Annotated in this window: 24 protein-coding genes; 11 read left to right on the top strand and 13 right to left on the bottom strand. The window is 61.8% G+C overall.

Going from position 1 to position 23,470, the window contains the following annotated elements; translation table 11 throughout:
• Positions 1 to 20: 20 nt before the first annotated feature.
• The 7 genes from M2331_RS15215 (at position 21) to M2331_RS15185 (ending at position 8,223) form a co-directional block, all read left to right on the top strand.
• Positions 21 to 893 (top strand): F0F1 ATP synthase subunit gamma, encoded by an 873-nt coding sequence (locus M2331_RS15215; RefSeq protein WP_181561057.1) that lies wholly within the window; start codon positions 21 to 23, stop codon positions 891 to 893.
• 27 nt (positions 894 to 920) lie between these two features.
• Positions 921 to 2,366, top strand: a complete 1,446-nt coding sequence (atpD, locus tag M2331_RS15210) for a F0F1 ATP synthase subunit beta (RefSeq protein ID WP_181561056.1) — start codon at positions 921 to 923, stop codon at positions 2,364 to 2,366.
• Positions 2,367 to 2,515: 149 nt separating this feature from the next.
• The gene (locus M2331_RS15205) at positions 2,516 to 2,770 is read left to right on the top strand and encodes an ATP synthase F1 subunit epsilon (protein ID WP_181561055.1); all 255 of its coding nucleotides are present in this window, start codon (positions 2,516 to 2,518) and stop codon (positions 2,768 to 2,770) included.
• A gap of 85 nt (positions 2,771 to 2,855) precedes the next feature.
• Positions 2,856 to 3,881, top strand: a complete 1,026-nt coding sequence (locus tag M2331_RS15200) for a glycosyltransferase family 2 protein (protein WP_181561054.1) — start codon at positions 2,856 to 2,858, stop codon at positions 3,879 to 3,881.
• The gene (locus tag M2331_RS15195) at positions 3,878 to 5,815 is read left to right on the top strand and encodes a GtrA family protein (protein ID WP_181561053.1); all 1,938 of its coding nucleotides are present in this window, start codon (positions 3,878 to 3,880) and stop codon (positions 5,813 to 5,815) included. Before M2331_RS15200 ends, M2331_RS15195 begins: the two co-directional genes overlap by 4 nt.
• A gap of 25 nt (positions 5,816 to 5,840) precedes the next feature.
• Positions 5,841 to 7,328, top strand: coding sequence for a CpaF family protein (locus M2331_RS15190; RefSeq protein ID WP_181561570.1), 1,488 nt, complete (start codon positions 5,841 to 5,843; stop codon positions 7,326 to 7,328).
• 88 nt (positions 7,329 to 7,416) lie between these two features.
• Positions 7,417 to 8,223 carry a class I SAM-dependent methyltransferase gene (locus tag M2331_RS15185; RefSeq protein WP_181561052.1) on the top strand — a complete coding sequence of 269 codons (807 nt, stop codon included), beginning with the start codon at positions 7,417 to 7,419 and terminating at the stop codon, positions 8,221 to 8,223.
• A gap of 19 nt (positions 8,224 to 8,242) precedes the next feature.
• Here the strand turns inward: M2331_RS15185 and M2331_RS15180 are convergent, their stop codons facing one another.
• Together M2331_RS15180 and acnA are read right to left on the bottom strand one after the other, a co-directional pair.
• Positions 8,243 to 8,920 carry a DsbA family oxidoreductase gene (locus M2331_RS15180; protein WP_181561051.1) on the bottom strand — a complete coding sequence of 226 codons (678 nt, stop codon included), beginning with the start codon at positions 8,918 to 8,920 and terminating at the stop codon, positions 8,243 to 8,245.
• A 162-nt stretch (positions 8,921 to 9,082) separates the two neighbouring features.
• The gene (gene acnA / locus M2331_RS15175) at positions 9,083 to 11,758 is read right to left on the bottom strand and encodes an aconitate hydratase AcnA (protein WP_181561050.1); all 2,676 of its coding nucleotides are present in this window, start codon (positions 11,756 to 11,758) and stop codon (positions 9,083 to 9,085) included.
• 296 nt (positions 11,759 to 12,054) lie between these two features.
• Between acnA and M2331_RS15170 the strand changes: the two genes are divergently transcribed.
• Complete coding sequence (locus M2331_RS15170) at positions 12,055 to 13,110, top strand: hypothetical protein (protein ID WP_181561049.1); 1,056 nt, start codon at positions 12,055 to 12,057, stop codon at positions 13,108 to 13,110.
• A gap of 143 nt (positions 13,111 to 13,253) precedes the next feature.
• On the opposite strand, the gene M2331_RS15165 is transcribed toward M2331_RS15170, so the two are convergent.
• The 10 genes from M2331_RS15165 to M2331_RS15125 form a co-directional block, all read right to left on the bottom strand.
• Positions 13,254 to 14,315: a tyrosine-type recombinase/integrase gene (locus M2331_RS15165; RefSeq protein ID WP_181561048.1), complete on the bottom strand. Its 1,062-nt coding sequence runs from the start codon at positions 14,313 to 14,315 to the stop codon at positions 13,254 to 13,256.
• Positions 14,201 to 14,500 carry a helix-turn-helix domain-containing protein gene (locus M2331_RS16640; protein ID WP_181561047.1) on the bottom strand — a complete coding sequence of 100 codons (300 nt, stop codon included), beginning with the start codon at positions 14,498 to 14,500 and terminating at the stop codon, positions 14,201 to 14,203. The genes M2331_RS15165 and M2331_RS16640 overlap by 115 nt, the downstream gene beginning before the upstream one ends.
• Positions 14,497 to 15,045: a hypothetical protein gene (locus M2331_RS15160; RefSeq protein ID WP_181561046.1), complete on the bottom strand. Its 549-nt coding sequence runs from the start codon at positions 15,043 to 15,045 to the stop codon at positions 14,497 to 14,499. The genes M2331_RS16640 and M2331_RS15160 overlap by 4 nt, the downstream gene beginning before the upstream one ends.
• A 175-nt stretch (positions 15,046 to 15,220) precedes the next feature.
• Positions 15,221 to 15,466, bottom strand: coding sequence for a DUF2312 domain-containing protein (locus M2331_RS15155; protein ID WP_264592458.1), 246 nt, complete (start codon positions 15,464 to 15,466; stop codon positions 15,221 to 15,223).
• A 159-nt stretch (positions 15,467 to 15,625) separates the two neighbouring features.
• The gene (locus M2331_RS15150) at positions 15,626 to 18,340 is read right to left on the bottom strand and encodes a toprim domain-containing protein (RefSeq protein WP_181561045.1); all 2,715 of its coding nucleotides are present in this window, start codon (positions 18,338 to 18,340) and stop codon (positions 15,626 to 15,628) included.
• A gap of 86 nt (positions 18,341 to 18,426) precedes the next feature.
• Positions 18,427 to 18,699 carry an ogr/Delta-like zinc finger family protein gene (locus M2331_RS15145; RefSeq protein WP_264577011.1) on the bottom strand — a complete coding sequence of 91 codons (273 nt, stop codon included), beginning with the start codon at positions 18,697 to 18,699 and terminating at the stop codon, positions 18,427 to 18,429.
• Positions 18,700 to 18,730: 31 nt separating this feature from the next.
• Positions 18,731 to 19,234 carry a hypothetical protein gene (locus M2331_RS15140; protein ID WP_181561043.1) on the bottom strand — a complete coding sequence of 168 codons (504 nt, stop codon included), beginning with the start codon at positions 19,232 to 19,234 and terminating at the stop codon, positions 18,731 to 18,733.
• Entirely contained in the window at positions 19,231 to 19,572 is a 342-nt protein-coding gene (locus M2331_RS15135; RefSeq protein ID WP_181561042.1) for a hypothetical protein, read from the bottom strand. Before M2331_RS15135 ends, M2331_RS15140 begins: the two co-directional genes overlap by 4 nt.
• A complete protein-coding gene (locus tag M2331_RS15130; protein ID WP_181561041.1) occupies positions 19,572 to 19,835 on the bottom strand; it encodes a hypothetical protein in 264 nt (87 codons plus the stop codon). The genes M2331_RS15135 and M2331_RS15130 overlap by 1 nt, the downstream gene beginning before the upstream one ends.
• Positions 19,836 to 19,968: 133 nt before the next feature.
• A complete protein-coding gene (locus M2331_RS15125; RefSeq protein ID WP_181561040.1) occupies positions 19,969 to 20,259 on the bottom strand; it encodes a carph-isopro domain-containing protein in 291 nt (96 codons plus the stop codon).
• Positions 20,260 to 20,364: 105 nt separating this feature from the next.
• On the opposite strand from M2331_RS15125, the gene M2331_RS15120 reads away from it, so the two are divergent.
• The 3 genes from M2331_RS15120 (at position 20,365) to M2331_RS15110 (ending at position 22,638) form a co-directional block, all read left to right on the top strand.
• The gene (locus M2331_RS15120) at positions 20,365 to 20,865 is read left to right on the top strand and encodes an XRE family transcriptional regulator (RefSeq protein ID WP_181561039.1); all 501 of its coding nucleotides are present in this window, start codon (positions 20,365 to 20,367) and stop codon (positions 20,863 to 20,865) included.
• Positions 20,866 to 21,079: 214 nt separating this feature from the next.
• Positions 21,080 to 21,550: a thermonuclease family protein gene (locus tag M2331_RS15115; RefSeq protein WP_181561038.1), complete on the top strand. Its 471-nt coding sequence runs from the start codon at positions 21,080 to 21,082 to the stop codon at positions 21,548 to 21,550.
• Positions 21,551 to 22,152: 602 nt separating this feature from the next.
• Entirely contained in the window at positions 22,153 to 22,638 is a 486-nt protein-coding gene (locus tag M2331_RS15110) for a hypothetical protein (RefSeq protein WP_181561037.1), read from the top strand.
• Between the two features lie 222 nt (positions 22,639 to 22,860).
• Here the strand turns inward: M2331_RS15110 and M2331_RS15105 are convergent, their stop codons facing one another.
• A complete protein-coding gene (locus tag M2331_RS15105) occupies positions 22,861 to 23,274 on the bottom strand; it encodes a cupin domain-containing protein (protein ID WP_181561036.1) in 414 nt (137 codons plus the stop codon).
• Between the last annotated feature and the right edge of the window lie 196 nt (positions 23,275 to 23,470).

Here is a 23,470-nt window from a genome sequence, read left to right as displayed (position 1 = left end):
TGAAAAGGTAGGTTGAGCCAGTGGCTTCGCTCAAGGAACTCAAGGGTCGGATCGCCTCGGTCAAGTCGACCCAGAAGATCACCAAGGCCAAGCAGATGGTCGCTGCGGCCAAGCTGCGCAAGGCGCAGGCGGCGGCCGAAGCCGGGCGCCCCTATGCCCAGCGGCTCGAGAAGGTCGTTGCCAGTCTTGCCGGCAAGGTGACCGGCGACAGCGCACCGCGTCTGCTTGCGGGCACGGGCAAGGACGACGTGCATCTGCTCGTTGTGGCCAATGGCGACAAGGGTCTGGCGGGTGCCTTCAACGCCAACATCGTCAAGGCGGCTGTCGCCAAGGCGCGGGTGCTGATCGCACAGGGCAAGACGGTGAAGTTCTACCTCATCGGCCGCAAGGGTCGCGCGGTGATCGCGCGCACCTTCCCCGGCCTCATCGCCGGTCAGTTCGATACGACGGACGTTCGCACGCCCGGTTTCGACGAAGCACAGGCCGTGGCGCAGGACATCTCAGAGCGCTTCTTCGCCGGCGAGTTCGACGTGGCACATCTCTTCTATGCCGCGTTCCGCTCGCCGCTGGTGCAGACGCCAACCGAGCAGCAGATCATTCCGGTCGCTGTGCCGGCGGACGCGCCTGCCTCTTCAGGCGCCGCAGTCGAATATGAGCCGGATGAGGAAGCGATTCTCGCGGATCTTCTGCCGCGCAATATTACCATCCAGATCTTCAAGGCGCTGCTGGAGAACATGGCCAGCGAGCAGGGCGCATCGATGACCGCGATGGACAATGCGACGCGCAACGCTGGCGATCTCATCAATCGTCTGACGATCGAGTACAACCGCAGCCGTCAGGCCGCGATCACCACCGAGCTGGTGGAAATCATTTCGGGCGCAGAAGCGCTTTAACGGACAAGCAGGCAAGGAAGCAGAGACATGGCAGCCACCAACAATGTCGGCAAGATCAGCCAGGTGATCGGCGCCGTCGTCGACGTGATCTTCGAGGATCGGCTCCCGGCGATTCTCTCGGCGCTCGAGACGGACAATAACGGCCAGCGGCTGGTGCTCGAAGTGGCGCAGCATCTGGGCGAGAACACCGTGCGCACGATTGCCATGGACGCCACCGACGGTCTGACCCGCGGTCAGGACGTGGTCGACACCGGCGCGCAGATCTCGGTGCCGGTCGGCCCGATGACGCTCGGCCGCATTCTCAACGTGATTGGCGAGCCGATCGACGAGCGTGGCCCGGTGAATGCCGCGACCACCGCGCCGATCCACGCGAAGGCTCCGGAGTTCGTCGACCAGTCGACCGAGACCAGCATTCTGGCGACGGGCATCAAGGTCATCGATCTGCTCGCGCCTTATGCCAAGGGCGGCAAGATCGGCTTGTTCGGCGGTGCCGGCGTGGGCAAGACCGTGCTCATTCAGGAGCTGATCAACAACATCGCGAAGGGCCATGGCGGCACCTCGGTGTTCGCTGGCGTTGGCGAGCGGACTCGTGAGGGCAACGATCTCTATCACGAGTTCCTGGATGCCGGCGTTATCGCCAAGGATGCCGACGGCAACCCGACGCCGGAAGGCTCCAAGGTGGCGCTGGTGTTCGGCCAGATGAACGAGCCGCCGGGCGCCCGCGCGCGCGTTGCGCTTTCCGGCCTGACGATCGCCGAATATTTCCGCGACCAGGAAGGGCAGGACGTGCTCTTCTTCGTCGATAACATCTTCCGCTTCACCCAGGCCGGCTCGGAAGTGTCCGCTCTGCTCGGACGTATTCCTTCGGCCGTGGGCTATCAGCCGACGCTCGCGACCGACATGGGCGCGCTGCAGGAGCGCATCACCTCCACCAACAAGGGTTCGATCACCTCGGTGCAGGCCATTTACGTGCCGGCAGACGACTTGACCGACCCGGCACCGGCGACCAGCTTCGCGCACCTTGACGCCACGACCGTGCTTAACCGCGCGATCTCGGAGCTGGGCATCTACCCGGCCGTGGACCCGCTCGACTCGACCAGCCGCGTGCTGACCGCCGCCGTCGTGGGCCAGGAGCATTACGACACGGCCCGCCGCGTTCAGGAGACGCTGCAGAAGTACAAGTCGCTGCAGGACATCATCGCGATCCTGGGCATGGACGAACTGTCGGAAGAGGATAAGCTGACCGTTGCCCGTGCGCGCAAGATCCAGCGCTTCCTCTCGCAGCCCTTCCACGTCGCCGAGGTGTTCACCGGCATTCCGGGCAAGTTCGTCCAGATCGAAGACACGGTGAAGAGCTTCAAGGCCGTCGTCGATGGTGAATACGACCATCTGCCCGAGGCTGCCTTCTACATGGTCGGCGGCATCGACGAAGCCATCGAGAAGGGCAAGAAGCTGGCAGCGGAAGCAGCCTGATCTGACGGCTTGAAGCGCCTTTCGCCGATGGCGGGAGGCGCCGGCACCCTTTCGCGGGGTGTAATCGAAACAGGGTCGGCGCCGGGCATGTTCAGCCGGCGCGACCATTCCACCCTTTACCCCTCCGATGTGAGGGGGGAGAGAAGACCATGGCACTGCACTTCGAACTCGTGACCCCTGAGAAGCTCGTCCTCTCGCAGGACGTCCACATGGTCGTCGTGCCCGGCACCGAGGGCGAATTCGGCGTGCTGGAAGGCCACGCGCCCTTCATGTCCACCGTCAAGGACGGCGCCCTCAAGGTCTACGACCGCGACGGCGCTGAGCCACGCGTGATCATGGTCGAAGGGGGCTTTGCGGAAGTGAGCGAAGCTGGCCTGACGGTGCTTGCTGAGAAGGCTGGCTGAGGGCCGAGGAGCCTTCGGAAAATAGCCTTTATAGAATCTCAACGCCTGGCCTTTATGTGCGGCTCCAGATTGGAAGGGGCAGCAGATGGTTGGCGAACACGCGATCGAGATAGGGTCAGTCGCTCTATCGGTAGTCGTACCCTGCTACAATGAGGACGGCGGAATAGAGGAGCTGGTCCGGCGGGTGACGGTTGTCTGCGAGGCTGCGTTTGAGAGTAGCTATGAGATCATCCTAGTCAACGACGGATCGACCGACGCCACGTGGTCAGAAATCATGAAGGCGGTCAATGCGGGTCGGCGTGTCACCGGTGTGAATTTGGCGCGCAACCACGGCCATCAACTTGCGCTAACAGCCGGGCTACACCAGAGTCGAGGTGAGTTGATCTTCATTCTGGACGCAGACCTACAGGATCCGCCTGAACTCCTCCCAGATATGCTCAAACGGATAAGGGATGGTTATGACGTCGTCTACGGCCAGCGGGTTGCGCGTCATGGCGAGGGCGTATTCAAAAAGGTAACGGCCAGCATTTTCTACCGTTTGATGGGTAAAATCGTTGAAGTTGACATCCCGGCCGACACTGGCGATTTCCGGTTAATGACACGGCAGGTGCTTGCCCACCTCAATGCAATGCCAGAACGCTATAGGTTTGTTCGCGGAATGGTGAGCTGGCTTGGTTACAATCAATGTGCGCTCCCATATGAGCGTGATCCGCGATTCGCTGGGTCTACCCACTACCCCCTGCGAAAGATGATTGCGTTTGCCCTTGACGCTGCGACGAGCTTCTCCGTGTTGCCCCTCCGTTTTGCTTCCTACTTGGGCCTGTTATTTGCTCTCGCCGGCGTGCTTGCGCTCGGCTGGGTGGGGTATGCTTATGCTGTGTCAGGAACGGTCGCGGGCTGGACAAGTCTCGCCGCTCTGATCCTAGTGCTCGGAAGCATTCAGCTCCTTATTTTAGGAGTGTTCGGAGAATATCTGGGCAGAATGTACATGGAAACCAAGCGCCGTCCTCTCTTTCTTATCAAAGAGATAGTCGCTTTGCCGGTGCCGTCGGCTAATCCGGTGCACAATATTGACCAAGGTTTGCGGGCCCGCCTCTCGGACGTAGCATGAGCGAACTCCTTTCGTCAGCTGCTCGGTTTGGAACCGTGGGCGCCGTCAACACTGCGCTCAGTCTCCTGATTATCGCAGCTATGCTCGCGGCAGGTTGTAGTGACCTGACAGCGAACGTCGTGGGTTATGCAGGCGGCCTTTCATTCTCGTTTTTTGCTAACCGTGTTTGGACGTTTCGTCGGACGGGGGAAGCTGCGCTGCAGGAAGGGCTTCGCTTCCTATTCGCGTTCGCAGTCGCATACAGCACTAACGTCTGCATTCTACTATCCCTGCGCGCGGCTGGCCAGTTTAATGGGATTATACTGCAAATACCTGGCATGGTGTTATACACGACGGTATTTTTCATTATGTCACGATTTTACGTATTCCGCGAAGAATTTGATTTCTCCGCAGCGAAATATGCGATGCGCTCTTGGTGGCCGGAAATCAGCATTTGCTTTGCAGGTGCCATAACTGCAATTGTCCTCACAACAATTCCCCTAACCCATGACGTTGTTTGGCAGATCTGGATCGCCCGGCAAATTATCCAAGGGGCGGTACTTTACAAGGATATCTGGGAGCTAAACCCCCCGATTTGGTTCTGGTCTGCCATCCCCATCGTACAGTTCTCAGATATAATTGGCGTTGCCCCACGCTACCTGCTCGTGGCCACCGTTGTTGCTATGGGAACGGCATCTGCGCTTGCGATCGGTGCTCTCGGCGACTTCGGAACCGCTCCGCGCCGCTGTGCAGTCATGCTTTTTTGCTACTGGTTCATGGTCCCGTTGCCGCTGTTCGATTTCGGACAACGCGAGCAGCTCGCTTTGATCTGCGCGCTGCCTTATGCTGCTCTGATATCTAGGCGACAGTCGGGGCACGAAGTTGTGCCATGTTTGGCAGTCGCTATTGGTCTGGCAGCCTCCTACGGCTTCGCGTTAAAGCACTATTTCCTGGCTATTCCAGTTCTTTTGGAGGCTTGGCTCTTCCTTTCGTTGCGCCGCCGGTGGTCACCCGTGCGACCCGAAACAGCAGTGCTAGCGGTCATGGCAGGGCTCTACGCTGCGGCGGTCATAGTGCTGGCGCCTGACTTCCTGACGCGCATGGTGCCAATGGTACGCGCTGCCTATCACGGCTACGAAGTTCCATTCTTGCTGATGATAGATGAGCCTGCGCAAATCGTGTGGCTGATCGGTGGGCTGGCCTTCGTGATGAACAGAAGGCTTGCTGACCCCGATAAACCAATAGACACAGCATTTGCTCTCGTTGCCGTAGGATTCGGTTTCGCCTATTTCGTACAACTCAAAGGATGGCAATATCATGCTCTGCCGGTTACTGGCGCTTTGCTTGCTGCCGTAGCCGTTCGCATTACGTCTCAAGGCGTTTGGGCAGTCCCTCGTTATCCACTCGGCGCGGCTGTTATCGGGTTTGCTGTCTATATCGGGATTGCGCAGGGGCCTTATCAAAACTGGTTGGAACGAGAGACGGGCGCGCTGCTTGGCAGTGTTCCAAAAGGACAACCAGTGGCGGTTTTGGCCGCCGACCCAATGTTCCAATGGCCTGCAATTGAGCGGCTAGGGTTGGAGTGGCCGCTTCACCTCTATTCTTATTGGATGCTCCCTGCGATCGGGAATGTCGCGGTACATCCGTCTGATCCTGGGCTGATCCGTTCTTTGGCCGCCACGATATTGCTTCAAACCGATCGCGATTTGCGCTGTCGTCCGCCAGCGTTAATCCTCGTCGAGCGAATGGAACACAGCTACGGGGTTCCCAGACGGTACTTCAACGTCCAGTCCTTCTTTGCATCTGACCAATCCATCGCCGCCTTTCTCAGGGCTCATTATCGAGAGGAGGCAGGCACCCGCCTGTTTGCTGCTTACCGTCGGATAGGCGAAGTGCCTCGGCGATGTTCCGACTTTAATCTTTCGCAACCTATGGCGGCTAAGTGGTTGCGGTGATTCTACGCAATTCTGTGGTTCGATGATGAACGCATTTGGACGAAAGAACGGTTTGGGCGGCAAGCCATCCTTCGGGGTGGCGCGGCCGATGCATGGACCGGGAGCAGCCCCGACAAGTCCATCTCCAGCAGCGGAGCCTATTGCCCCCGATCTTCCGGCCAACCCCACCCCCGATCGTCACGCCGATGCCCTCGGGCGCCTCAATGAGCGGATGAATTCGGAGCATGCGCAGACCGATCATTCGCAGGGATTCGAGGCCAACGTCCATCGCATCAAGGAGCAGGTGCTGCCGCGCTTGTTGGAGCGGGTGGACCCGGAAGCGGCCGCGACGCTGACCAAGGATGAGCTGGCCGAGGAATTCCGGCCGATCATCATGGAGGTGCTGGCGCAGCTCAAGCTCACGCTCAACCGGCGCGAGCAGTTTGCCCTGGAGAAGGTGCTGGTTGATGAGCTGCTCGGGTTCGGGCCGCTCGAGGAATTGCTGGCGGACCCGGATATCAGCGACATCATGGTCAACGGTCCGGCGCAGACCTACATCGAGAAGAAGGGCAAGCTGCAGCTCGCGCAGATTCATTTCCGCGATGAGGAGCATCTGTTTCAGATCGCCCAGCGCATCGTGAATCAGGTCGGCCGCCGGGTCGATCAGACCACGCCGCTGGCCGACGCCCGCCTGCCGGATGGCAGCCGCGTCAACGTGATCGTGCCGCCGCTCTCGTTGCGCGGTACGGCGATCTCGATTCGTAAGTTCGCCGCCAAGCCGATCACGCTGGACATCATGGCGCGGGGCGACTCGATGTCCGACAAGATGGCGACGGCGCTCAAGATCGCCGGGGCCTGCCGGTTCAACATCGTCATTTCGGGCGGCACCGGATCGGGCAAGACGACGATGCTCAACGCGCTCTCCAAGATGATCGATCCGGGCGAGCGCGTGATCACCATCGAGGACGCGGCGGAACTGCGTCTCCAGCAGCCGCATTGGCTGCCGCTCGAAACCCGGCCACCGAATCTGGAAGGGCAGGGGGCGATCACTATCGGCGACCTGGTCAAGAACGCCCTGCGTATGCGGCCGGACCGCATCATCCTGGGCGAAATTCGTGGCGCGGAATGCTTCGATCTGCTCGCGGCGATGAACACCGGCCATGATGGCTCCATGTGTACGCTCCACTCCAACAGCCCGCGCGAGTGCCTGGGCCGCATGGAGAACATGATATTGATGGGGGACATCAAGATCCCCAAGGAAGCGATCTCCAAGCAGATCGCCGATTCGGTGGACCTGATCGTGCAGGTGAAGCGCCTGCGCGACGGCTCGCGGCGCGTCACGAACGTCACCGAGGTGATCGGCATGGAAGGCGACGTGATCGTCACCCAGGAGCTGTTCAAGTTCGAGTATCTGGATGAAGATGCGGACGGGCGGATCATCGGCGAATATCGCTCGATGGGCCTGCGCCCCTATACGCTGGAGAAGGCGCGGGGCTTCGGCTTCGATCAGGCGCTGCTGGAAGCCTGCCTCTAAGGGCAGCGCGTTCGTCCGTCATTGGGTTGCGCTCCGTCCGGCCTTGCGACATCTTGCCGCATAACGCCCCCTCACGGAGAGACACGCCATGCCTTTCAGGACATCCCTCATGCTCGCCGGTGCGTTTCTGCTCGCTGGCGGTGCCGTCGCCACCGCTCCGGTACTGGCGGCTACCGAGGCAGCCGTCGCCATCAAGCCGGACATCGCCGCTGCCGTGGCTGCGCCGACCCGCACAGCCAGCAATGTCGCGCGCGACAAATATCGTCATCCGGCGGAGACGCTGAGCTTCTTCGGCGTGAGCGGTAATCAGACCGTCGTTGAATATTTCCCCTCCGGTGGCTGGTATCTTGAGATTCTTGCGCCTCTGGCGGCCAAGGGCGGCGGCACCTATTATGGCGTCCAGCCCGGCGGGCAGGGGCGCCAGTCCACAGAGAAGCTGATCGCATCCAATTCCGCGCTCTATGGCGGGGTGAAGCTGGTCGAGCTGACCGAGGTGCCAGATGGCGCGGCGGATACTGTGCTCACCTTCCGCAATGTCCACAATATGGTCATGCGCGGCAATGGTGGCGAGATTTTCGGCCAGTTCTTCCGGATGCTCAAGCCCGGTGGCGTGCTGGGCGTGGTCGATCATCGCCTGCCCGAAGACCGCGACACCGCGGCCGAGAAGACGAGCGGCTATCTGAAAGTCTCGACGGTCCGCAAGTTGGCTGAAGATGCCGGCTTCGTTCTGGAGGCAAGTTCCGACGTGAACGCCAATCCGCGCGACACGGCCGATTGGGCCACCGGCGTCTGGACGCTGCCGCCGACGCTGCGCAATGGCGCGGTCGATCGGGACAAATATCTGGCGGTGGGTGAAAGCGACCGCATGACGTTGCGGTTCCGCAAGCCCGGCTAAGCGGCTCGGCCCTGCGCTTTTACGCGGGGGCGGGCGGGTTGCCGTCCGATTGCGGCTGTGCGGCGATCTGGCGTAACGCCTGCTCATAGGCCTCGGCGGGCTGCGCGCCGGAGATCAGGTAGCGACCGTCGATGATCGCTGCCGGCACGCCTGTCACGCCGCGGGTCTGCCAGAGATATTCGGCCTGGCGCACATCATTGGCATATTGGTCCGAGCCGAGAACCGCGCTTGCTGAATCCCGGTCCAGCCCGGCTTGCTCGGCGGCGTCGAGGAGCACGTCAGCGGTCGCGATATTCTCGTTGCGGCTGTGATAAGCCTCGAACAAGGCGCGCGCGAGGGCCGGCTGCCGGCCCTGCAGCCCTGCCCAATGCATCAGGCGGTGGGCGTTGAAGCTGTTGTAGACGCGCGTCTCCAGCGAGGTCTTCATGTCGAAGCCCAAAGCGGCGGCGCGATCGCTCACCACGGCGCGGCGCTGGAGGATCTCGTCGGGCGTTGATCCATAAGCCTGCGCAAGATGATCGACGACAGTGCGTCCCTCCGGCGCCATATCTGGGCTGAGCTCGAACGGTTGGAAATGCAGATCGACATCGACGTCCCCTGCCAGGCGACCGATCGCCTCTTCAAGTCCGAGCAGGCCCAGCACGCACCAGGGGCAGGCGATATCGGATACGAAGTCTATTCTGAGGGTGCGGGTCATGGTCTCTCCTGATTGCGACGAATGTAGCGGAGGGGAGGGGGAGCACAACCCCGGCGAGGGCGGTCTACCGCCGCCTCTGGCACATGAAGAAGGGGCGACAGACCACCGTCCATCGCCCCCTTCTCGATATCGATCGGGTCAGCGTGCCCGGTCCCTTGAACCTCAGGCAGCGAGCTTGCGCAGCACGTAGGGCAGGATGCCGCCGTTGAGGAAGTAATCCAGCTCGTTCACCGTATCGATGCGGCACAGCGCCTCGAAGGTGAAGCTGGTGCCGTCCGCGCGGCGCGCTTCCACCGTCACCGTCTGGCGCGGCTTGAGGCCGGCGACGTTGCGGATGGTGAAGCTCTCGTCGCCCTTGAGGCCCAGCGTCTCGCGGTTCGTGCCCTCGGGGAACTGCAGCGGCAGCACGCCCATGCCGACAAGGTTGGAGCGGTGGATGCGCTCGAAGCTCTCGGCGACGACCGCACGCACGCCGAGCAGGCGCGTACCCTTGGCCGCCCAGTCACGCGAGGAGCCGGTGCCATATTCCTTGCCGGCGATGACGACGAGCGGCGTGCCGTCGGCCTCATGCTTCATGGCTGCGTCATAGATCGGCATCACTTCGCCGGCATAGCTGGTCATGCCGCCTTCCACGCCGTCCAGCATCAGGTTCTTGATGCGGATGTTGGCGAAGGTGCCGCGCATCATCACCTCATGATGGCCGCGACGCGAGCCGTAGCTGTTGAAGTCGGCAGGGGCGACCTGCCGTTCCTGCAGCCACTGGCCGGCCGGGCTGGCCGCCTTGATCGAGCCGGCCGGAGAGATGTGGTCGGTGGTGATCGAATCGCCGAAGATGGCGAGCGGCTTGGCGTCGATGATGTCTGCGACCGGCGCGGGCGTCATCTCCATGCCCTCGAAATAGGGCGGGTTGGCGACATAGGTGCTGCCGGCGCGCCACGCATAGGTGTCCGAGCCGGTCACGTCGATCGCCTGCCAGCGCTCATCACCGGTGAAGACGGCGGCATAGCGGCTCTGGAACATGTCGCGGGTGAGCGCGCCTTCCATTACCGAGCGGACTTCCTCGTTCGAGGGCCAGATGTCCTTGAGATAGACATCCGTGCCATCGCTGCCCTGGCCGATCGGCGTCTCGACGAAATCGGTCGTGACCGTGCCCTTGAGCGCATAGGCTACCACGAGGGGCGGGGAGGCCAGGAAGTTGGCGCGCACATCCGGGCTCACGCGGCCTTCGAAGTTGCGGTTGCCCGAGAGGACCGACGCCGCGACGATGTCGTTGCCGTTGATCGCCTTGCTGATCGGATCGGCGAGCGGTCCGCTGTTGCCTATACAGGTCGTGCAGCCATAGCCGACGAGATTGAAGCCGACGGCATCCAGATAGGTCTGGAGACCCGCCTTCTCGAGATAGTCGGTGACCACCTGCGAGCCGGGGGCGAGGCTGGTCTTCACCCATGGCTTGGGCTTGAGGCCCTTTTCGGTGGCCTTCTTGGCGACCAGACCGGCGGCGACGAGTACGCTCGGGTTGGAGGTGTTGGTGCAGCTGGTGATCGCGGCGATCACAACGTCGCCGTCACCAATGTCATGCGCCGCGCCCTCGACGGGCACGCGCACGGCGGCATCCTTCTTGTAGACCTTGGCGAGGTCGGCGTTGAACACCTCGTCCACCTGCGTGAGGATCACCTTGTCCTGCGGGCGCTTGGGGCCGGCGAGGCTGGGCACGACCGAGCCCATGTCCAGCTCCAGCGTGTCGGTGAAGATGGGGTCGGCAGCTTCGGGGTCGAGCCAGAAGCCCTGCACCTTGGCATAGGCCTCGACCAGCGCGATCTGGTCTTCGTCACGGCCGGTGAGGCGCATGTAATCGAGCGTCTTGCCGTCGATCGGGAAGAAGCCACAGGTCGCGCCATATTCCGGCGCCATGTTGGCGATGGTCGCACGGTCGGCGAGGCTGAGCGCCGAAACGCCGGGACCGTAGAACTCGACGAAGCGGCCCACCACGCCCTTGGCGCGCAGCATCTGCGTGACTGTGAGCACGAGGTCGGTGGCGGTGATGCCTTCGGCCAGCGTGCCGGTCAGCTTGAAGCCGACGACCTCAGGGATGAGCATGGAAACCGGCTGGCCGAGCATCGCGGCCTCGGCCTCAATGCCGCCGACGCCCCAGCCGAGCACGCCCAGGCCATTGATCATCGTCGTGTGGCTGTCTGTGCCGACGCAGGTGTCCGGATAGGCCACCGTTTCGCCATTGGCGTCGACCGAGGTCCACACGGCCTGTGCGACATGCTCCAGATTGACCTGGTGGCAGATGCCGGTGCCGGGAGGAACGACCTTGAAGTTGTCGAGGCTCTTCGAGCCCCATTTGAGGAAGTCATAGCGCTCGGCGTTGCGCTGATATTCCAGCGCGACATTGTCCTCGAACGCCTTGGGCGTGCCGAACTCGTCGACCATCACCGAGTGATCGATGACGAGGTGGACAGGCACCTGCGGGTTGATCTTGCTGGCGTCCGCGCCGAGCGCGTTCATCGCGTCGCGCATCGCGGCGAGGTCGACCACGCAGGGCACGCCGGTGAAATCCTGCATCAGCACGCGCGCGGGGCGATACTGGATCTCGTTGCTGGAGGCCGTGGGGTTCTTGAGCCAGTCGATGACCGCCTGCGCATCGCTGGTGGTGACGGTGACGCCATCCTCGAAGCGGAGCATGTTCTCCAGCAGCACCTTCATCGAGAAGGGAAGGCGCGAGCAATCGCCGAGCTTCGCGGCGGCCTTCGCCAGCGAGTAATAGCCATAGCGCTTGCCACCGACATCCAGTGTGTCGCGCGTGCCAAGCGTATCCTGTCCGATCGCGGTCATCAGCGGGTCTCCTCGAAAAATATCAGTGGCTGGCACTCCGCATGGTTCTAGCCGTTCAGTGCGGTCGCAGCGCAGGGCGTTTTGATCGGTTGGGCCATAACGGTTCAATGCGACCTGTCAACGGGAGCGCGAGCGCGGGCCGGGCCAATCAGAGCGCGGACGTGGCGCCCCGGCTCGGTGCGGATAGAACTGGATTGGTGGCGGGACAACCAATTCATCCAAAATGGAACAAAACTGGTTCAAAAGGTTAATCGAATGGCGCATATTGGTGTCAGATCAAGCAATTGAGGCTCCAAATGTTAACAGGCTTCGATGACAACCCGCGTTATGATGCAAGCTTTGCGCCCCGGCTCGACCAGATGCTGTGCGAAGCGTTGGGGCAGCCGACGATTCTGTTGGGAGGGGATCGCCCGGCAAATGACTTTTTGTCGCGGGCTGCAGAGCGGGCGGGACTGCAATGCATCGGGTCTACAAGCCTGACAGCCCTTCTTTGGTCGGCGGTCTCGACCGTGCCCGACCTGCTGCTGCTCGATCTAAGGGGTGAGGAGGCCCACGACTGGCTGGAGCATTCCTTGGCGCCACAAGTCATGCTGAAGGGGCGCCGGGTCTGTGTGCTCGTCGATCTGGCTTCCCTCGAGCGCGCTTTTGCGCTTCTCGAAGGCGTCGAGGCCGAGGTCTTGTGCGATCCCAGCCTTGCGGACATCGTCACGATGCTCGTCTCAGCCGGGCTGCGCCCAATGACGTCCGGGCCTGCGACGATGCGCGATATCGCCGGGGACGGGGAGGGCGTTCGGCTGGAGAGACTGAGCGAGGAAGTCCGCCGGCTCGCCCAGACGCTCGAGCGACTGTCCGGCAGCGCCAAGCCTGCCTCGTCGCTGGCGGGTTCGACATCGCAAAGCGGACAGGCGCTTTCCCCGCCGCCCTCCACGCAAAAGCCTCAGGCCGCAGCGCTCCCAACCCAGCCCGCCACGGCGGAGCGATTGCCGATCGAAAGCCGCGCCAGTGCCGCGGAGATCCGCGCCCTCATCCGGGCGCGGCGGCTCCGCGACGAGTTTCTGCCGGCGGACCTGTTCGCCGATCCCGCCTGGGACATGCTGTTGGACCTGCTGGCGGCCCGCCTTGCCGGCCAGCGCGTTTCGGTTTCGAGCCTCTGCATTGCCGCTGCCGTTCCGCCGACCACGGCGCTGCGCTGGATCACGCAGCTGACCGAGCGCAAAATCCTGGTCCGGCTTGCTGATCCCACCGATGGGCGGCGGGTATTCATCGACCTGACCGACGAGACGGCGGACGCGGCCCTGCGATGGGTCGACAAGGTGCGTCGCAGGGGCGGGCTTCTGGCGCCGCCGCGTTGAAGCACAGCTTGACCCGCCCCCATAGCGACCGATAAGGGGCGCCTGTGACGGACGAACCGTCACGATGCTGCTGGGGCGATTAGCTCAGTTGGTAGAGCGTCTCGTTTACACGGAAATTACTGATTTGGCCTAAGATGCTGATCTTAGGCCTTTTTCATTGCCTGTACAGCGGGGGCTTCGGGAATAGTTCGGGACTCGCTCGCCTCGAGCGCTGCGCGCACATCGTCATCGAACGCATGGGCATATCGCAAGGTCGTCCGAATGTTCTTATGCGCGAGCGCCTTCTGAGCGGCGGCTAGGTTGCCGGTCTGGCGCAGGATCCGGGTGCCACGGGTGTGGCGCAGATCGTGAAAGCGGAAATCGGGAATCTCGCCGGCGGTCAGGGCCTCGGCCCAGACCTTGCGCCATCCATTCTGGGAGATCGGATAGCGCTCGCCCTCCCGCCGCTTCTGACGGCTCTTTTGGCAAACATAGGTGAACACTTGCGCGCAGGCCTGTGGCTGGGTGGCGATCAGAACGATCATTTCCGTTGTGAGGGGACGTTTGATGCGCCGGCCGCCCTTCACCGTGCGCCACGCGACCTTAGCCGGGAAATCCATATCGGACCAAAGCAGGCCGCGCACCTCGGCAAGCCGCCAGCCCGATAGCAGCGCGAATCGCACGAATGGTTGATAGTCCTCACGGATCGCCTCGAGCAGTCGAGCCTCTTCATCAAACTGCAGCTCGCGGGGATCGTGCTCGCGCACGGCATAGCGCATTGAGGCCCAATCGGGCATTTCTCCCACGTCATATTTTGCCCTGGCAGTAGCGCGCCAGAGCGCGCGCGCTACATCGATCTCGCGGTTGACACTGGCGCCGCTCACCTCTCCGGCACGGGAGCGGAAATATTTGCCGATCGCCACATGATTGATGTCCGCTATGAACGATCGCGGCCCGATCGCATTCACGATGCGATCAATCCAGCATTCGGTCGATTTGCTCCAACGCCCCTCTTTGCGGAGCTTTTCCTCATAAATGCCTGCCGCCTCATCGAGGGTGATGGGCGGCCGAGTGGTGATGTTGAGAGCTGCCTCGGCGCGCTTCTGCGCCTCTACAGTTTCCGCCGCGCGTTTCGTTTTCTGGCCCGTCGAGCCGTGAAATCTGCGACCACGATGCTGGAAGTCGTAGACGTAGACCGTGGAATTTTTCGGCTTGTAGACTGACACTGATCGTCCTCGCGGAGGCGGCTCATCACATACGCGTCGCAATCTTCCGGGCGGTAGCGAATCTTACGCGGTGTGATGGCAACGTAGCGAATATGACCTTGTTGGCGCAGCCGGCGCAACGTCTTGTCGCTGATATGGAGCCGGGCGGCGGCCTCCGCCGGGGTCAGCAGTATTTCGTCGGTCATGCCGCTGCTCCCTCCGGCTCGGCGACCGTCGCATAAGCACCTCGCGGCGCCACTGTGAGAGGGATGAAATGGGCGCGGTGCTTGGCGTAAGCCGCGCGAAAAGCCTGATGATCTCGGTCGGTCATACCGGTGGGATTTTGCCGGTGCTGTTCCAGCTCATCCGGCCACCATGCGCGGCCGAGTACCCAATAGTAGAAATGCGCGGCCTCGATGTGCTCGAGCTGGGCGCGCAGATCGGCCGGCGAGCGATCGCCGGTGGCGAGCATGCGCGGATAGAATTTTCGGCGCATGGCGATCTCGCGGCGCAGGCAGCTCACCAGCTCGCGCCAACCGAACGGGGCGAGGCGCTCATCGGCCTCACGCCTTGCCTTGGCAGCGGCGTCCTCACTGCCAGGGGTGAGCAGCAGGTCGACCGCCAGATCGGCATGGATGGCAGCGATGATGCTGATCTCGCGATTGGCGTCCTCGCGGCTCATTTTCCCCTTGGCGATCCGGTCGGGATAATGCTGGCGCCGCATGTGCAGCTCGCGCGCCAGTTCTTCCACTATCGCAGCTTTTGGGACCCTGAGCGGATCCGCGCTCTCATCCGACATGCAGCGGAAAAAAAGATCAAAGCTCATCGCTTGTCTCCGGAAATGCGGGCGATGCCGCGTGCGAACAGGAACGGGATTGCGATCATGATCGCGAGGATCAGCAGCGTGCGCTGCAGGGCGACCAGCATCATTCCATTCCCAGCGCGCACAGGTAGGTTTCGAGGATGGCCGCGTCCTCGAGGCGGGTGCCGGGATCAAGGCTGCGCAGCCGCAAGATCGCCCGCACGGCCTTCACGTCATAGCCGGTGGCTTTGGCTTCAGCGTAAACATCCTTGATATCGTCAGAGATCCCGCGCTTTTCCCCTTCGAGGGTTTCGAGCCGTTCGATGAGCTGGCGCAGGTTCTGAGCCGCCGCATCGGGATTCGCGTTGATTGGATCCGGCGCGGGCCGAGCCTTCTTTTTGCCCTTTCCTGCAGCGACAGAGGGAGAGACGGGCATAAGCTTGTGGACGGTGCCGCCCATGCCATCGGGCACGGCCATCATCCGCATTTCAACGGGCGTGGAAGTCTGTGGCTGCATGATTGCGCTCTCCTATGGGTGGCTGCTGGTGGAGCCTGCGGGGCGCTCGAACACCCAGCAGGCAGTGGTTTTGCCTGTCACGCCGGAATTGATCGGCTTGTAGGCAATGAATTTGCGGCTTCTGCTGGTGCGCAGCAGGCGCTTGAGTTCATTGATAGGCGGCAGCGAGAGGCGCAGGTCGCCGCACTTCTGCTCAAACTGCACGAGGTTGACCGCGATCGTGCCATCGATGCGGCTGTGATTGATCCGGTGCGTCGTACTCTCGGTTTCCTGCCCCTCAATGTAATCGAACCGCTCCCAGAACAGCTCAACATGCGGGTGATCGTTCTCGGTAAGGCGCTGGCGTTCGGCCAGCATCACGCGAAACTGCGCCTGCACCTCGCTCGCCACATCGTCGGGAATGTTGGTGAGCACGATGCGCATCGCGTCGAACATCGCAGCGAGCTGGGCGTGATTCTTCGCCAAGCGGTCGTTGCGGATGCCGTCCTGCCTGAGCATCTGCTCATAATGGACGGCGAAGCGCTCGCGGTAGCGCGTGAGGATCTCGGCCTCTCGCTTGACCATGTGAACGATGAAGCCGCTCACCTGATCGCGCTCATAGCGATTGATCCGCTCGGCCGCCTCGCGTGTCTGCGGCCCCCAGCCATCCTTGGTGATGCACAGGCCCATGATGCGCTCGCGCAGCGCGGGCGATGCCTCCACGGCGTCATTCTGGACGATCGCGATCGCACCGCGAAACGGCGGCTCGAATGTCTCCATGCCGCCATTGGCGATCGCGCGCGTCCGCACGGCTCGGCCATTGTAGGCGGTCTTCAGCTCGTCCCACTCGAAGCGGCGGCTATGTGGCGTGTCCTGATTGCGATCGCCCTCGATCAGCACCACCGGCAGATTGCCGACTTGCCCCAACGTGCGCGCGATACCGGCATTGGTCGCCTTGGTGGGATCGAAGCCCTCATAGTTGCCGACGCGGCCCATCAGCTTCCAGAGGAAGGCGATCAGGGTCGTTTTGCCGGTGCCGGGGGGGCCGGTCACCTCGAGGAAGGCGAGCGATTCCTGCATGGCGCGGATCTGCTCGGCAAAGAGCGAAAGGCCCCAGAAAGTCATCACTGCGAGGCCCTTGGCGCCCCACGCGCGATAGATGTCGCCAGTCCACCGGATATCGAGCTTGTCGGGATCATATTTGATTGAGAGCAGGCGATCGCTGGTGCGCAGCTTCACCGCTTTGCGGGAGAAGACGAAATAATCGTCCTCATTGATCTTCGCGACCTTGCCTTTGGAGACGCCCAGATCACCCAGCAGCCAGCCCTCATGGTCGATCGAATAGCCGGTGAACTGGATCGCCTCGACGGTCTGGATATCGGTCCATTGGCGCAGCATCAGCTTATCGAGCTGGTAATTGGCGCCGACCCACTGCGCGCCGGGCGCGACGGCCGCGAGCCGCTTCTTGAATTCGCCCGAGGATGAGCAGGCAGAGCCGGAAAACGGCGCCTTCACCGCATCTTTGCGCGGGCCGCCCTTCGTCTTCGGGAAGTCGATGCGGAAATAATAGGCGCCCTCTTCCATGTTGGTATCGCGCTGGAAATAGAGGGTGCGGAAGGTGCAGTTCGCCAGCTCGGCAATGTCCACGGACTGGCGGGCCGCCAGTTCCCATTGCTCACCATAGGGAAGCTCGGCGATCGAAGGATCGGCCTCGCGCAGCTGCTCGAGGTGCTGCTCGATTCGCTCCAGCGAAAAGGTGGCCCAGAGCTGGCGCCCGTTGAACACCAGCGGGAAGGACGCCGAGCGATGTTTCTTGTAGATCAGGAACGCCTTTTCATCGGCGCTCTGCGCAATCGTGACGTCACCTGCCCAGAGATAGTCCTCGATGTGCTCCGGCTTGAGCTTGTCGGCCTGAAACAGATCGTTCCAGTCGGTTTTTTTGCCTTCGCCATCCACGCGCACCTGCGCGGCGCCCACCGGCCAGCCTGCCTCCCTCGCCTGCTTGGCAAAGCGCCGTGACCATTCCACGCCGGCGGCGCCCTGATCGAAGGCCCAGATGATCTTTGGCATCGGTCGATTGAGGTCGGCGCAGGCCTTGCGCAGATCCGCGAGGAAGTGCTCGGGCCAAATGTTGCACGTCATGGCCGAGACGGCGGCAATACCCGCCTGCCTCAGTGCGATGGCGTCAAAGATGCCCTCGGCGATCCAGATTTCGCGCTCTGCGGCGAGCGTCTCGAAACCATCGCCTGGGTAGAGCCAGCAATGGCCGCGATGCTTTGAACCGGGGCTGAAGGTCGCCTTTTTATCACCGAAGCGGCCGGGTTGATCGATCAGGCGTTGCCAGTAGCCACCACCGGGCAGCGGAAATCGCACGGTCGCTGAGCTGATGTTGAGCTCGGGATCCTTGTACCATTCCTGCGCGTAGCATCCGGCAAGGGGAGCCAGATTGAAACCCCGTGCACTGCGCAGATAGGCGTCCGCCGCTGCGTTGGGCTTCTCGGGCGTCGGCTCGTGGCGCTTCGACCAGTCATCGAAAATGTCGGGATAGCTCTGCTTGACGGAGATCTCGGCGCCGCAGCTGTCGAGGCGGCCGCAGCGAAGCATCCACGGGTGTTCCGCATGGGTGTAGAGCGACTTCTTGGCGCCGCATTCGGGGCATTTGCCCTCGCGCAGCCACTCGCCCTTTTCCGCAAAGCCATAGTCGCGCTTGAGGCGAGGGAGCAGTTCATTGAGCAATTCATCGCGCACGGGATGGCATCCAAAAGGCAAAGGGGCAGCGTTCCCGGAATGAGGCTTTCCGGGCGGCGATTTCAGTCTGTGAGGTGCTGGGGCGTTTAGGCTTTCAGCGCGCCAGCATTCGGCTCAGGATTGGGGGAATCGTCGTTCGCCGGCCCCCTGCGCCACTCTGAGATCGGCAATGGATGGATTGGCGGATTTCGCTGGCTGACGCGCACCGTCCTGATCGCCGTGAGTTCGGCCACAAAGACATGGCCGCAGCCCAGCTCATCGCGGCAGTGATAATAGATCTCGCGATAGGTGAGCGCGACCTTGCCCACCCGGCGCGCTTTCGCACCGCCCCCGCAGGCCGGGCAGCTCGCGCCCGGCATCCGGTGATTTTCTCGTGCCAACATGGCCTCCTCATGCACAAAGCCGCCCCGCGCGGCTTCCCCGTTTTGTCGCGCCGCCATCATGAACGATCATGCTGTTGAGGCGGGCGCGGACGCGATTGAGCGCGTCAATTCCTTCATTCACCTCTCGCTGGGCGCTGCGCATGTCTGGCAGGGTCGCACCGGGCTGGATCAAGGTGATGCTGATGCTGATCGCCTCGGCCGTCTCGCGCGTGGCGGTGGATATGTCTGATGCCAGACCGGCAGGGCAGGGACTGCTCGTCCAGTTATGCAGGTCAAGCTGATCGGCATAGGCCTCGAGCACCGGCGCATGATTGCCGCCGGCGGCGAGATAGGCGCGATCAAGCGCCATGGCCTGCTCAAGCGATGGCTGCGCGCGGTGGTCCTCATCAGACCAGTAGCGGATGAGCCGCTCGGACTTGCCGAGTATCTGGGCGAGCTGCGCCCAGCCTACCAGTGATCCCACGGTGTTGACGGCTGCCGCAAAGCTGAGCGGTTCGCGACGCTTTGTCATGCCATCACCTGTCTTTCATTCACGGTGAGCGTGAACGAACGGCCGCCGGCGATCAGGCGAACCTCCGTCCCCCTCCCCCGGTGATGCACGGTCACGGCCTCGATATCGCAGCGGCGATCCCGCTCCTCACGAAGTAGCGCCGCGACGAATTCCGCAGCTTTGGCGATTGTGGTAGGGGCTGGCACTGTGGGTGGTGCGCCAGCCCCCCCGCGCAAGGTGAGCTGGGCAGACTTGATTGTGGGAGAGGTGGGAGCCTCAAGCCTGTTCAGCTCATCGAGCGCGATTTCTTCGCGCACGATGGCGCGGATGGTTTCCTGATCGACACGGGAGAAGGTCATCAGCCTTGGCCTCCCAGCAGGAGGGCAAGGGCGAGCAGACCGCCGCCTATACCAAGGCTGATCAGCCAGTAGCGCAAATTATCGCGCTGCTGCTCGGCGAAGCCATAAGGGTCGCCAACCTTGTGCGTGCAGCGGACGCGGATGAGCCGCGGCACGGCCCAGGCGGACGAGTGGACGTTCTGCAATGTGCCCTTGCCGTGGCAATAACGGCACTCGTTCGCCGGCATGATCTCGCCGGGCCGATAAATGCGGCTGCTGATCATTAATCTGATCCTCCGTGGAAAAGCGCGGAGAGGGCGGCACGCGCCTGCACCCGATAATCCGCGCCGGTTTTGATGATCGTGGCGAGGGCAGCGGCCCCGGCCATTGGGAAAAGGATGGAGCCGAGGGTCAGCATCAGGCTTGCCCCTCCCGATTCAATTCCGCGTTCCCTTCGAAACAGACCGCATTCGCCGGATCGGCTAGATCCGAGGCATCAGTGGCAGGACAGCCGAGGGGGAAGACGACATGGTCGGCGGAGATGCCCAAGCCGATGCTTTGCCCAATTTTGAGGACACCGGGCTGCTTCTCAGCGGGGATGCGCCCGCCCCTCTTCCAGCTCGCCACGGTAGAGGGTGCTTCGCCGATCGCGCGCGCCATGGGCCGTATGCCGCCGAAAAGGTCGAAAAGGGAATGTGTGCGTTCCATGCAGAGAGCATGTGCGATATTTGCGCACACCGGTCAATGGCAAAATACATAAGCCGGTGTGCGAAATTTCCGCATACTTGAGCGATGGAGTCGATAGCCACCCGATTGAAGGCCCTGCGCAAGTCTGCAGTCCCGCCACTAACCGTGCGCGGCATCGCCGAAGCATTGGGCATGCCTTTCGGGACGTACTCGTCGTACGAAACCCCATCGCGTTACAAAAAAGGTGAGCTGCCCCTAGATTTGACGCGCCGCATCGCCGCAGTGCTGGCGAGGCATAACGTTGACCCGGCTGAAGTCATGAAGCTTGCCGGGCTGAACGAGGGAGAGGTCGAACCGGAGGCGCGCGCCATCGAAGCCGCCAAGCCCGTCGTCCAGTATGTCACCCTGTCAGTTGCTTTCCCTAGTGAAGACGCGCTGGCTGATATGTTCCAGAGCTTGCTCGCACTGGTGCCAGCGGACGCAACGAGGGCCGAAGCCGCGCGAATTCTCGCTCAGCGCCTTCCAGCTGGCTTTGCAGCGATCGGACCTGTCGCGCCCGATCAGGGCAAGGCGCCAATGATTGCGCCCGCAGAAGCTGCTCGGTCTCTCGCCACAGATCGTCCCTGACCGCCGCGATCGTCGCACACCGCACACTGCATCGATCGCACGCAAACTCGCACCCCGGCGTCAACCGCCACGTCTTTCCCGTCACCAACCTTATCCGTTTGTTCCTGATTCGTTCTTGCCTAAATGGGCCAACTCCCTGTAGGAAAGCAAGAAATGTTCAGTTGTGAGCACAAGACGGATTTACGTTTGGCCGTGTCGGTGAGAAAATTGAGGCATGAATAGCTTGCAGGTGACCGGAATGCTTTGCGCTGCCGCGATCGTCGGCTTGGGCATCGGTGCTCTCAGCTCGTTTTCGGGCCGGGGAGGGGGCGGTGCCCCGCAGGAACTCGCCCCAGCTACATTCGTCCAGTACGACATCTGCGGCACCTCCCGCCGGAACTGTGTGGTGGATGGCGACACGCTCTGGATCGGTGAAGTGAAGGTCCGCATCGCCGATATCGACGCCCCCGAAATCAGCTCCCCACGCTGCAGCGAGGAACTGGAGCGGGGCGAACAAGCCAAGCGCCGCCTCCTCGAGCTGGTCAACGACGGCCCCTTCGAGGTCCGCCAGATCGGCGACCGCGATGCCGACAAGTACGACCGAAAACTCCGCGTCCTCATCCGCGACGGCAAGTCCCTCGGCGACCAACTCGTGAGCGAAGGCCTAGCCCGCACATGGACCGGACGGCGCCAATCTTGGTGCTAAGCAGCGTGGACAAATTCAAGCAGACGATTGCGTCCGGTTTCAAGCCTCATGCCCGGCGATCGGTACCGCTGTATTGGCGTGGGAAGCGGACAGACGGTTTACAGGAGTTCAGATATGAAAACAGCCGCTGCGCATTCAGTGTTTTTCGTTTCTGACTGACGAAGCGAAGTCAGTTATGCCCGCAGAATCAAGGCTTTTCATAATACAGGAAGTGACATCGAACTCCTTAGCCTGGACAAGAGTCAGTTCGCCATCCTTGACCAAAAGCATTCCTTCGTCTCCGCCGCATCTTGTAGCGATCCCGTCTGCTTGGCTCTGCGTCAGTTCACCTGATTTAACTTTGATGGATGGCGCACCACAGCCAGATAAAAGTGCCGCCGCGAACAGGATAAGCCATCGACATTCCATTAGGGCGCCTCGCATCTTCGTGCCTCTTAAGCCGAGCCCGACACACAGCGTCAATGTCCGGTTTTAAGGCGATGCATGATCGTTGTCGTTAGACCAGAAATTAGTGGGGAGCGGACCGTCGGCTTTTGGCTGCAATTTGAAGATAGCGGACGTTGCGACGTGACGACGGCGGCCAGCCTCGGCATACTGCTGTTATGGCAGCATCGCTTTTCCACGACGTTCCGCTCAAGGCCAAAGTCATAGGCTGGGGGATCATCGTCATACCCCTTGCCGCATTGGTTCTGCTCGGAGCGATATTTCTGCGTCCAGAAGCCATCAATCAACGATTGGTGTGGGGATGTTATGTCGCTCACGACGCCCCGCCCCTCGATATCCGCGAAGATGCGATTTACATCATCGAGCCTGCCCGTCGCACGTTTAGCTACATCGCCGAGCCTTCGAAGACGAGCTATCAACTAAATGTGCGACCTGCACTGCTACTGAAACGTGAACCGACTGGGCGCTATGCATTCGCTCCTACGCAAGGCACCGGTTTCTTCTGGCCGTTGCTGCCTGCCCCCGGAAAGAACAGAGATCGAGTAACGCATCCGGAAGAGTATGCGGGCCGCATCCAAATTGCAGCGGATGGAGCTGACGTTGTATACTCTCGTACAAGCCATGCTGATGCTTGTCGCCGATAGTCCGCTATCGAAAAGGCTTATCGTCCGCTTCAACCTCCGAAATGTTGTCGTGTCCGGAAAGTCAGCTTTTAGCGCAAAAGTGCTAAATCGAGACTATCGGCCGGAGGCTGCACGGACGGCAGGTTTTGATGATTGCTGCCGCTGAGTGCTATGGCCGAGATGGCGTGGAGAGCTGACTTTCCGGGCTTGGGATTTTACCTCTGGACGCCAGAGTTAGGCAAACTATTGACCCCCAGCCTTCGCTCGCTTCAATTCGATGCGAAGTGCCCTGAAGGGTCCCTCGCCATTGTTCTTTATCGAATGCGCCTCTTCAGGCGGAAACCATAGCGCGACCGGCGGTGTCACGGCGGGGATGTCCACGCGCCGAACCTCCACCATCTTACCAGCGGCCTCGCGATAAAGAATGTCAGTCAATGGCTGAGGAGACTCGATATGCATCACACTTGGCCAGCTATGGCTGTGGATGGGCTCGACTTCCCCTGGGCCAACTTCAACCTGAAGAACGCGGACATCATCGTTTTCGAGGACGATATGGTGGTTTTTCGGAGCGGCCGCGACGGCATCAAGGTCTTTGGCGGCAACGGATATCGACCAATGCATCATCGCTATGGCCCCGACTGCAAGAACGAAACGCACCCTCTTCCCCCTAAGCTTCGCGACCGATACCCCGCTTTTCGCATAAGATGCTTCGTCTGAGAAGCCGGTCGGCTTAGCGCGGTGCTCGCTACAAATAGGGTCATGTGAAGGCCTCGCTGGAGGAGGCGACTGAAGGACTTCAGGCAGGCGTGTTTGCCTGTGCTGCAGGCCTGAAGCGGCCTGCACTAGCTCTTGG

It is taken from the genome of Sphingobium sp. B10D7B (genome assembly GCF_025961955.1).
GTDB lineage: Bacteria > Pseudomonadota > Alphaproteobacteria > Sphingomonadales > Sphingomonadaceae > Sphingobium.
The sequence above is the reverse complement of the archived record's forward strand: the minus strand, read 5'-3'. Positions and strand labels throughout refer to the sequence as shown.

What these genes read in the sequence shown, in the direction of transcription:
- atpD (WP_181561056.1), top strand. Translation starts at nt 921, where the DNA reads ATGGCAGCCACCAACAATGTCGGCAAGATCAGCCAGGTGATCGGCGCC.
- M2331_RS15205 (WP_181561055.1), top strand. Translation starts at nt 2,516, where the DNA reads ATGGCACTGCACTTCGAACTCGTGACCCCTGAGAAGCTCGTCCTCTCG.
- M2331_RS15200 (WP_181561054.1), top strand. Translation starts at nt 2,856, where the DNA reads ATGGTTGGCGAACACGCGATCGAGATAGGGTCAGTCGCTCTATCGGTA.
- M2331_RS15195 (WP_181561053.1), top strand. Translation starts at nt 3,878, where the DNA reads ATGAGCGAACTCCTTTCGTCAGCTGCTCGGTTTGGAACCGTGGGCGCC.
- M2331_RS15190 (WP_181561570.1), top strand. Translation starts at nt 5,841, where the DNA reads ATGAACGCATTTGGACGAAAGAACGGTTTGGGCGGCAAGCCATCCTTC.
- M2331_RS15185 (WP_181561052.1), top strand. Translation starts at nt 7,417, where the DNA reads ATGCCTTTCAGGACATCCCTCATGCTCGCCGGTGCGTTTCTGCTCGCT.
- M2331_RS15180 (WP_181561051.1), bottom strand. Translation starts at nt 8,920, where the DNA reads ATGACCCGCACCCTCAGAATAGACTTCGTATCCGATATCGCCTGCCCC.
- acnA (WP_181561050.1), bottom strand. Translation starts at nt 11,758, where the DNA reads ATGACCGCGATCGGACAGGATACGCTTGGCACGCGCGACACACTGGAT.
- M2331_RS15170 (WP_181561049.1), top strand. Translation starts at nt 12,055, where the DNA reads ATGTTAACAGGCTTCGATGACAACCCGCGTTATGATGCAAGCTTTGCG.
- M2331_RS16640 (WP_181561047.1), bottom strand. Translation starts at nt 14,500, where the DNA reads ATGACCGACGAAATACTGCTGACCCCGGCGGAGGCCGCCGCCCGGCTC.
- M2331_RS15145 (WP_264577011.1), bottom strand. Translation starts at nt 18,699, where the DNA reads ATGCCGGGCGCGAGCTGCCCGGCCTGCGGGGGCGGTGCGAAAGCGCGC.
- M2331_RS15140 (WP_181561043.1), bottom strand. Translation starts at nt 19,234, where the DNA reads ATGACAAAGCGTCGCGAACCGCTCAGCTTTGCGGCAGCCGTCAACACC.
- M2331_RS15135 (WP_181561042.1), bottom strand. Translation starts at nt 19,572, where the DNA reads ATGACCTTCTCCCGTGTCGATCAGGAAACCATCCGCGCCATCGTGCGC.
- M2331_RS15130 (WP_181561041.1), bottom strand. Translation starts at nt 19,835, where the DNA reads ATGATCAGCAGCCGCATTTATCGGCCCGGCGAGATCATGCCGGCGAAC.
- M2331_RS15125 (WP_181561040.1), bottom strand. Translation starts at nt 20,259, where the DNA reads ATGGAACGCACACATTCCCTTTTCGACCTTTTCGGCGGCATACGGCCC.
- M2331_RS15115 (WP_181561038.1), top strand. Translation starts at nt 21,080, where the DNA reads ATGAATAGCTTGCAGGTGACCGGAATGCTTTGCGCTGCCGCGATCGTC.
- M2331_RS15110 (WP_181561037.1), top strand. Translation starts at nt 22,153, where the DNA reads ATGGCAGCATCGCTTTTCCACGACGTTCCGCTCAAGGCCAAAGTCATA.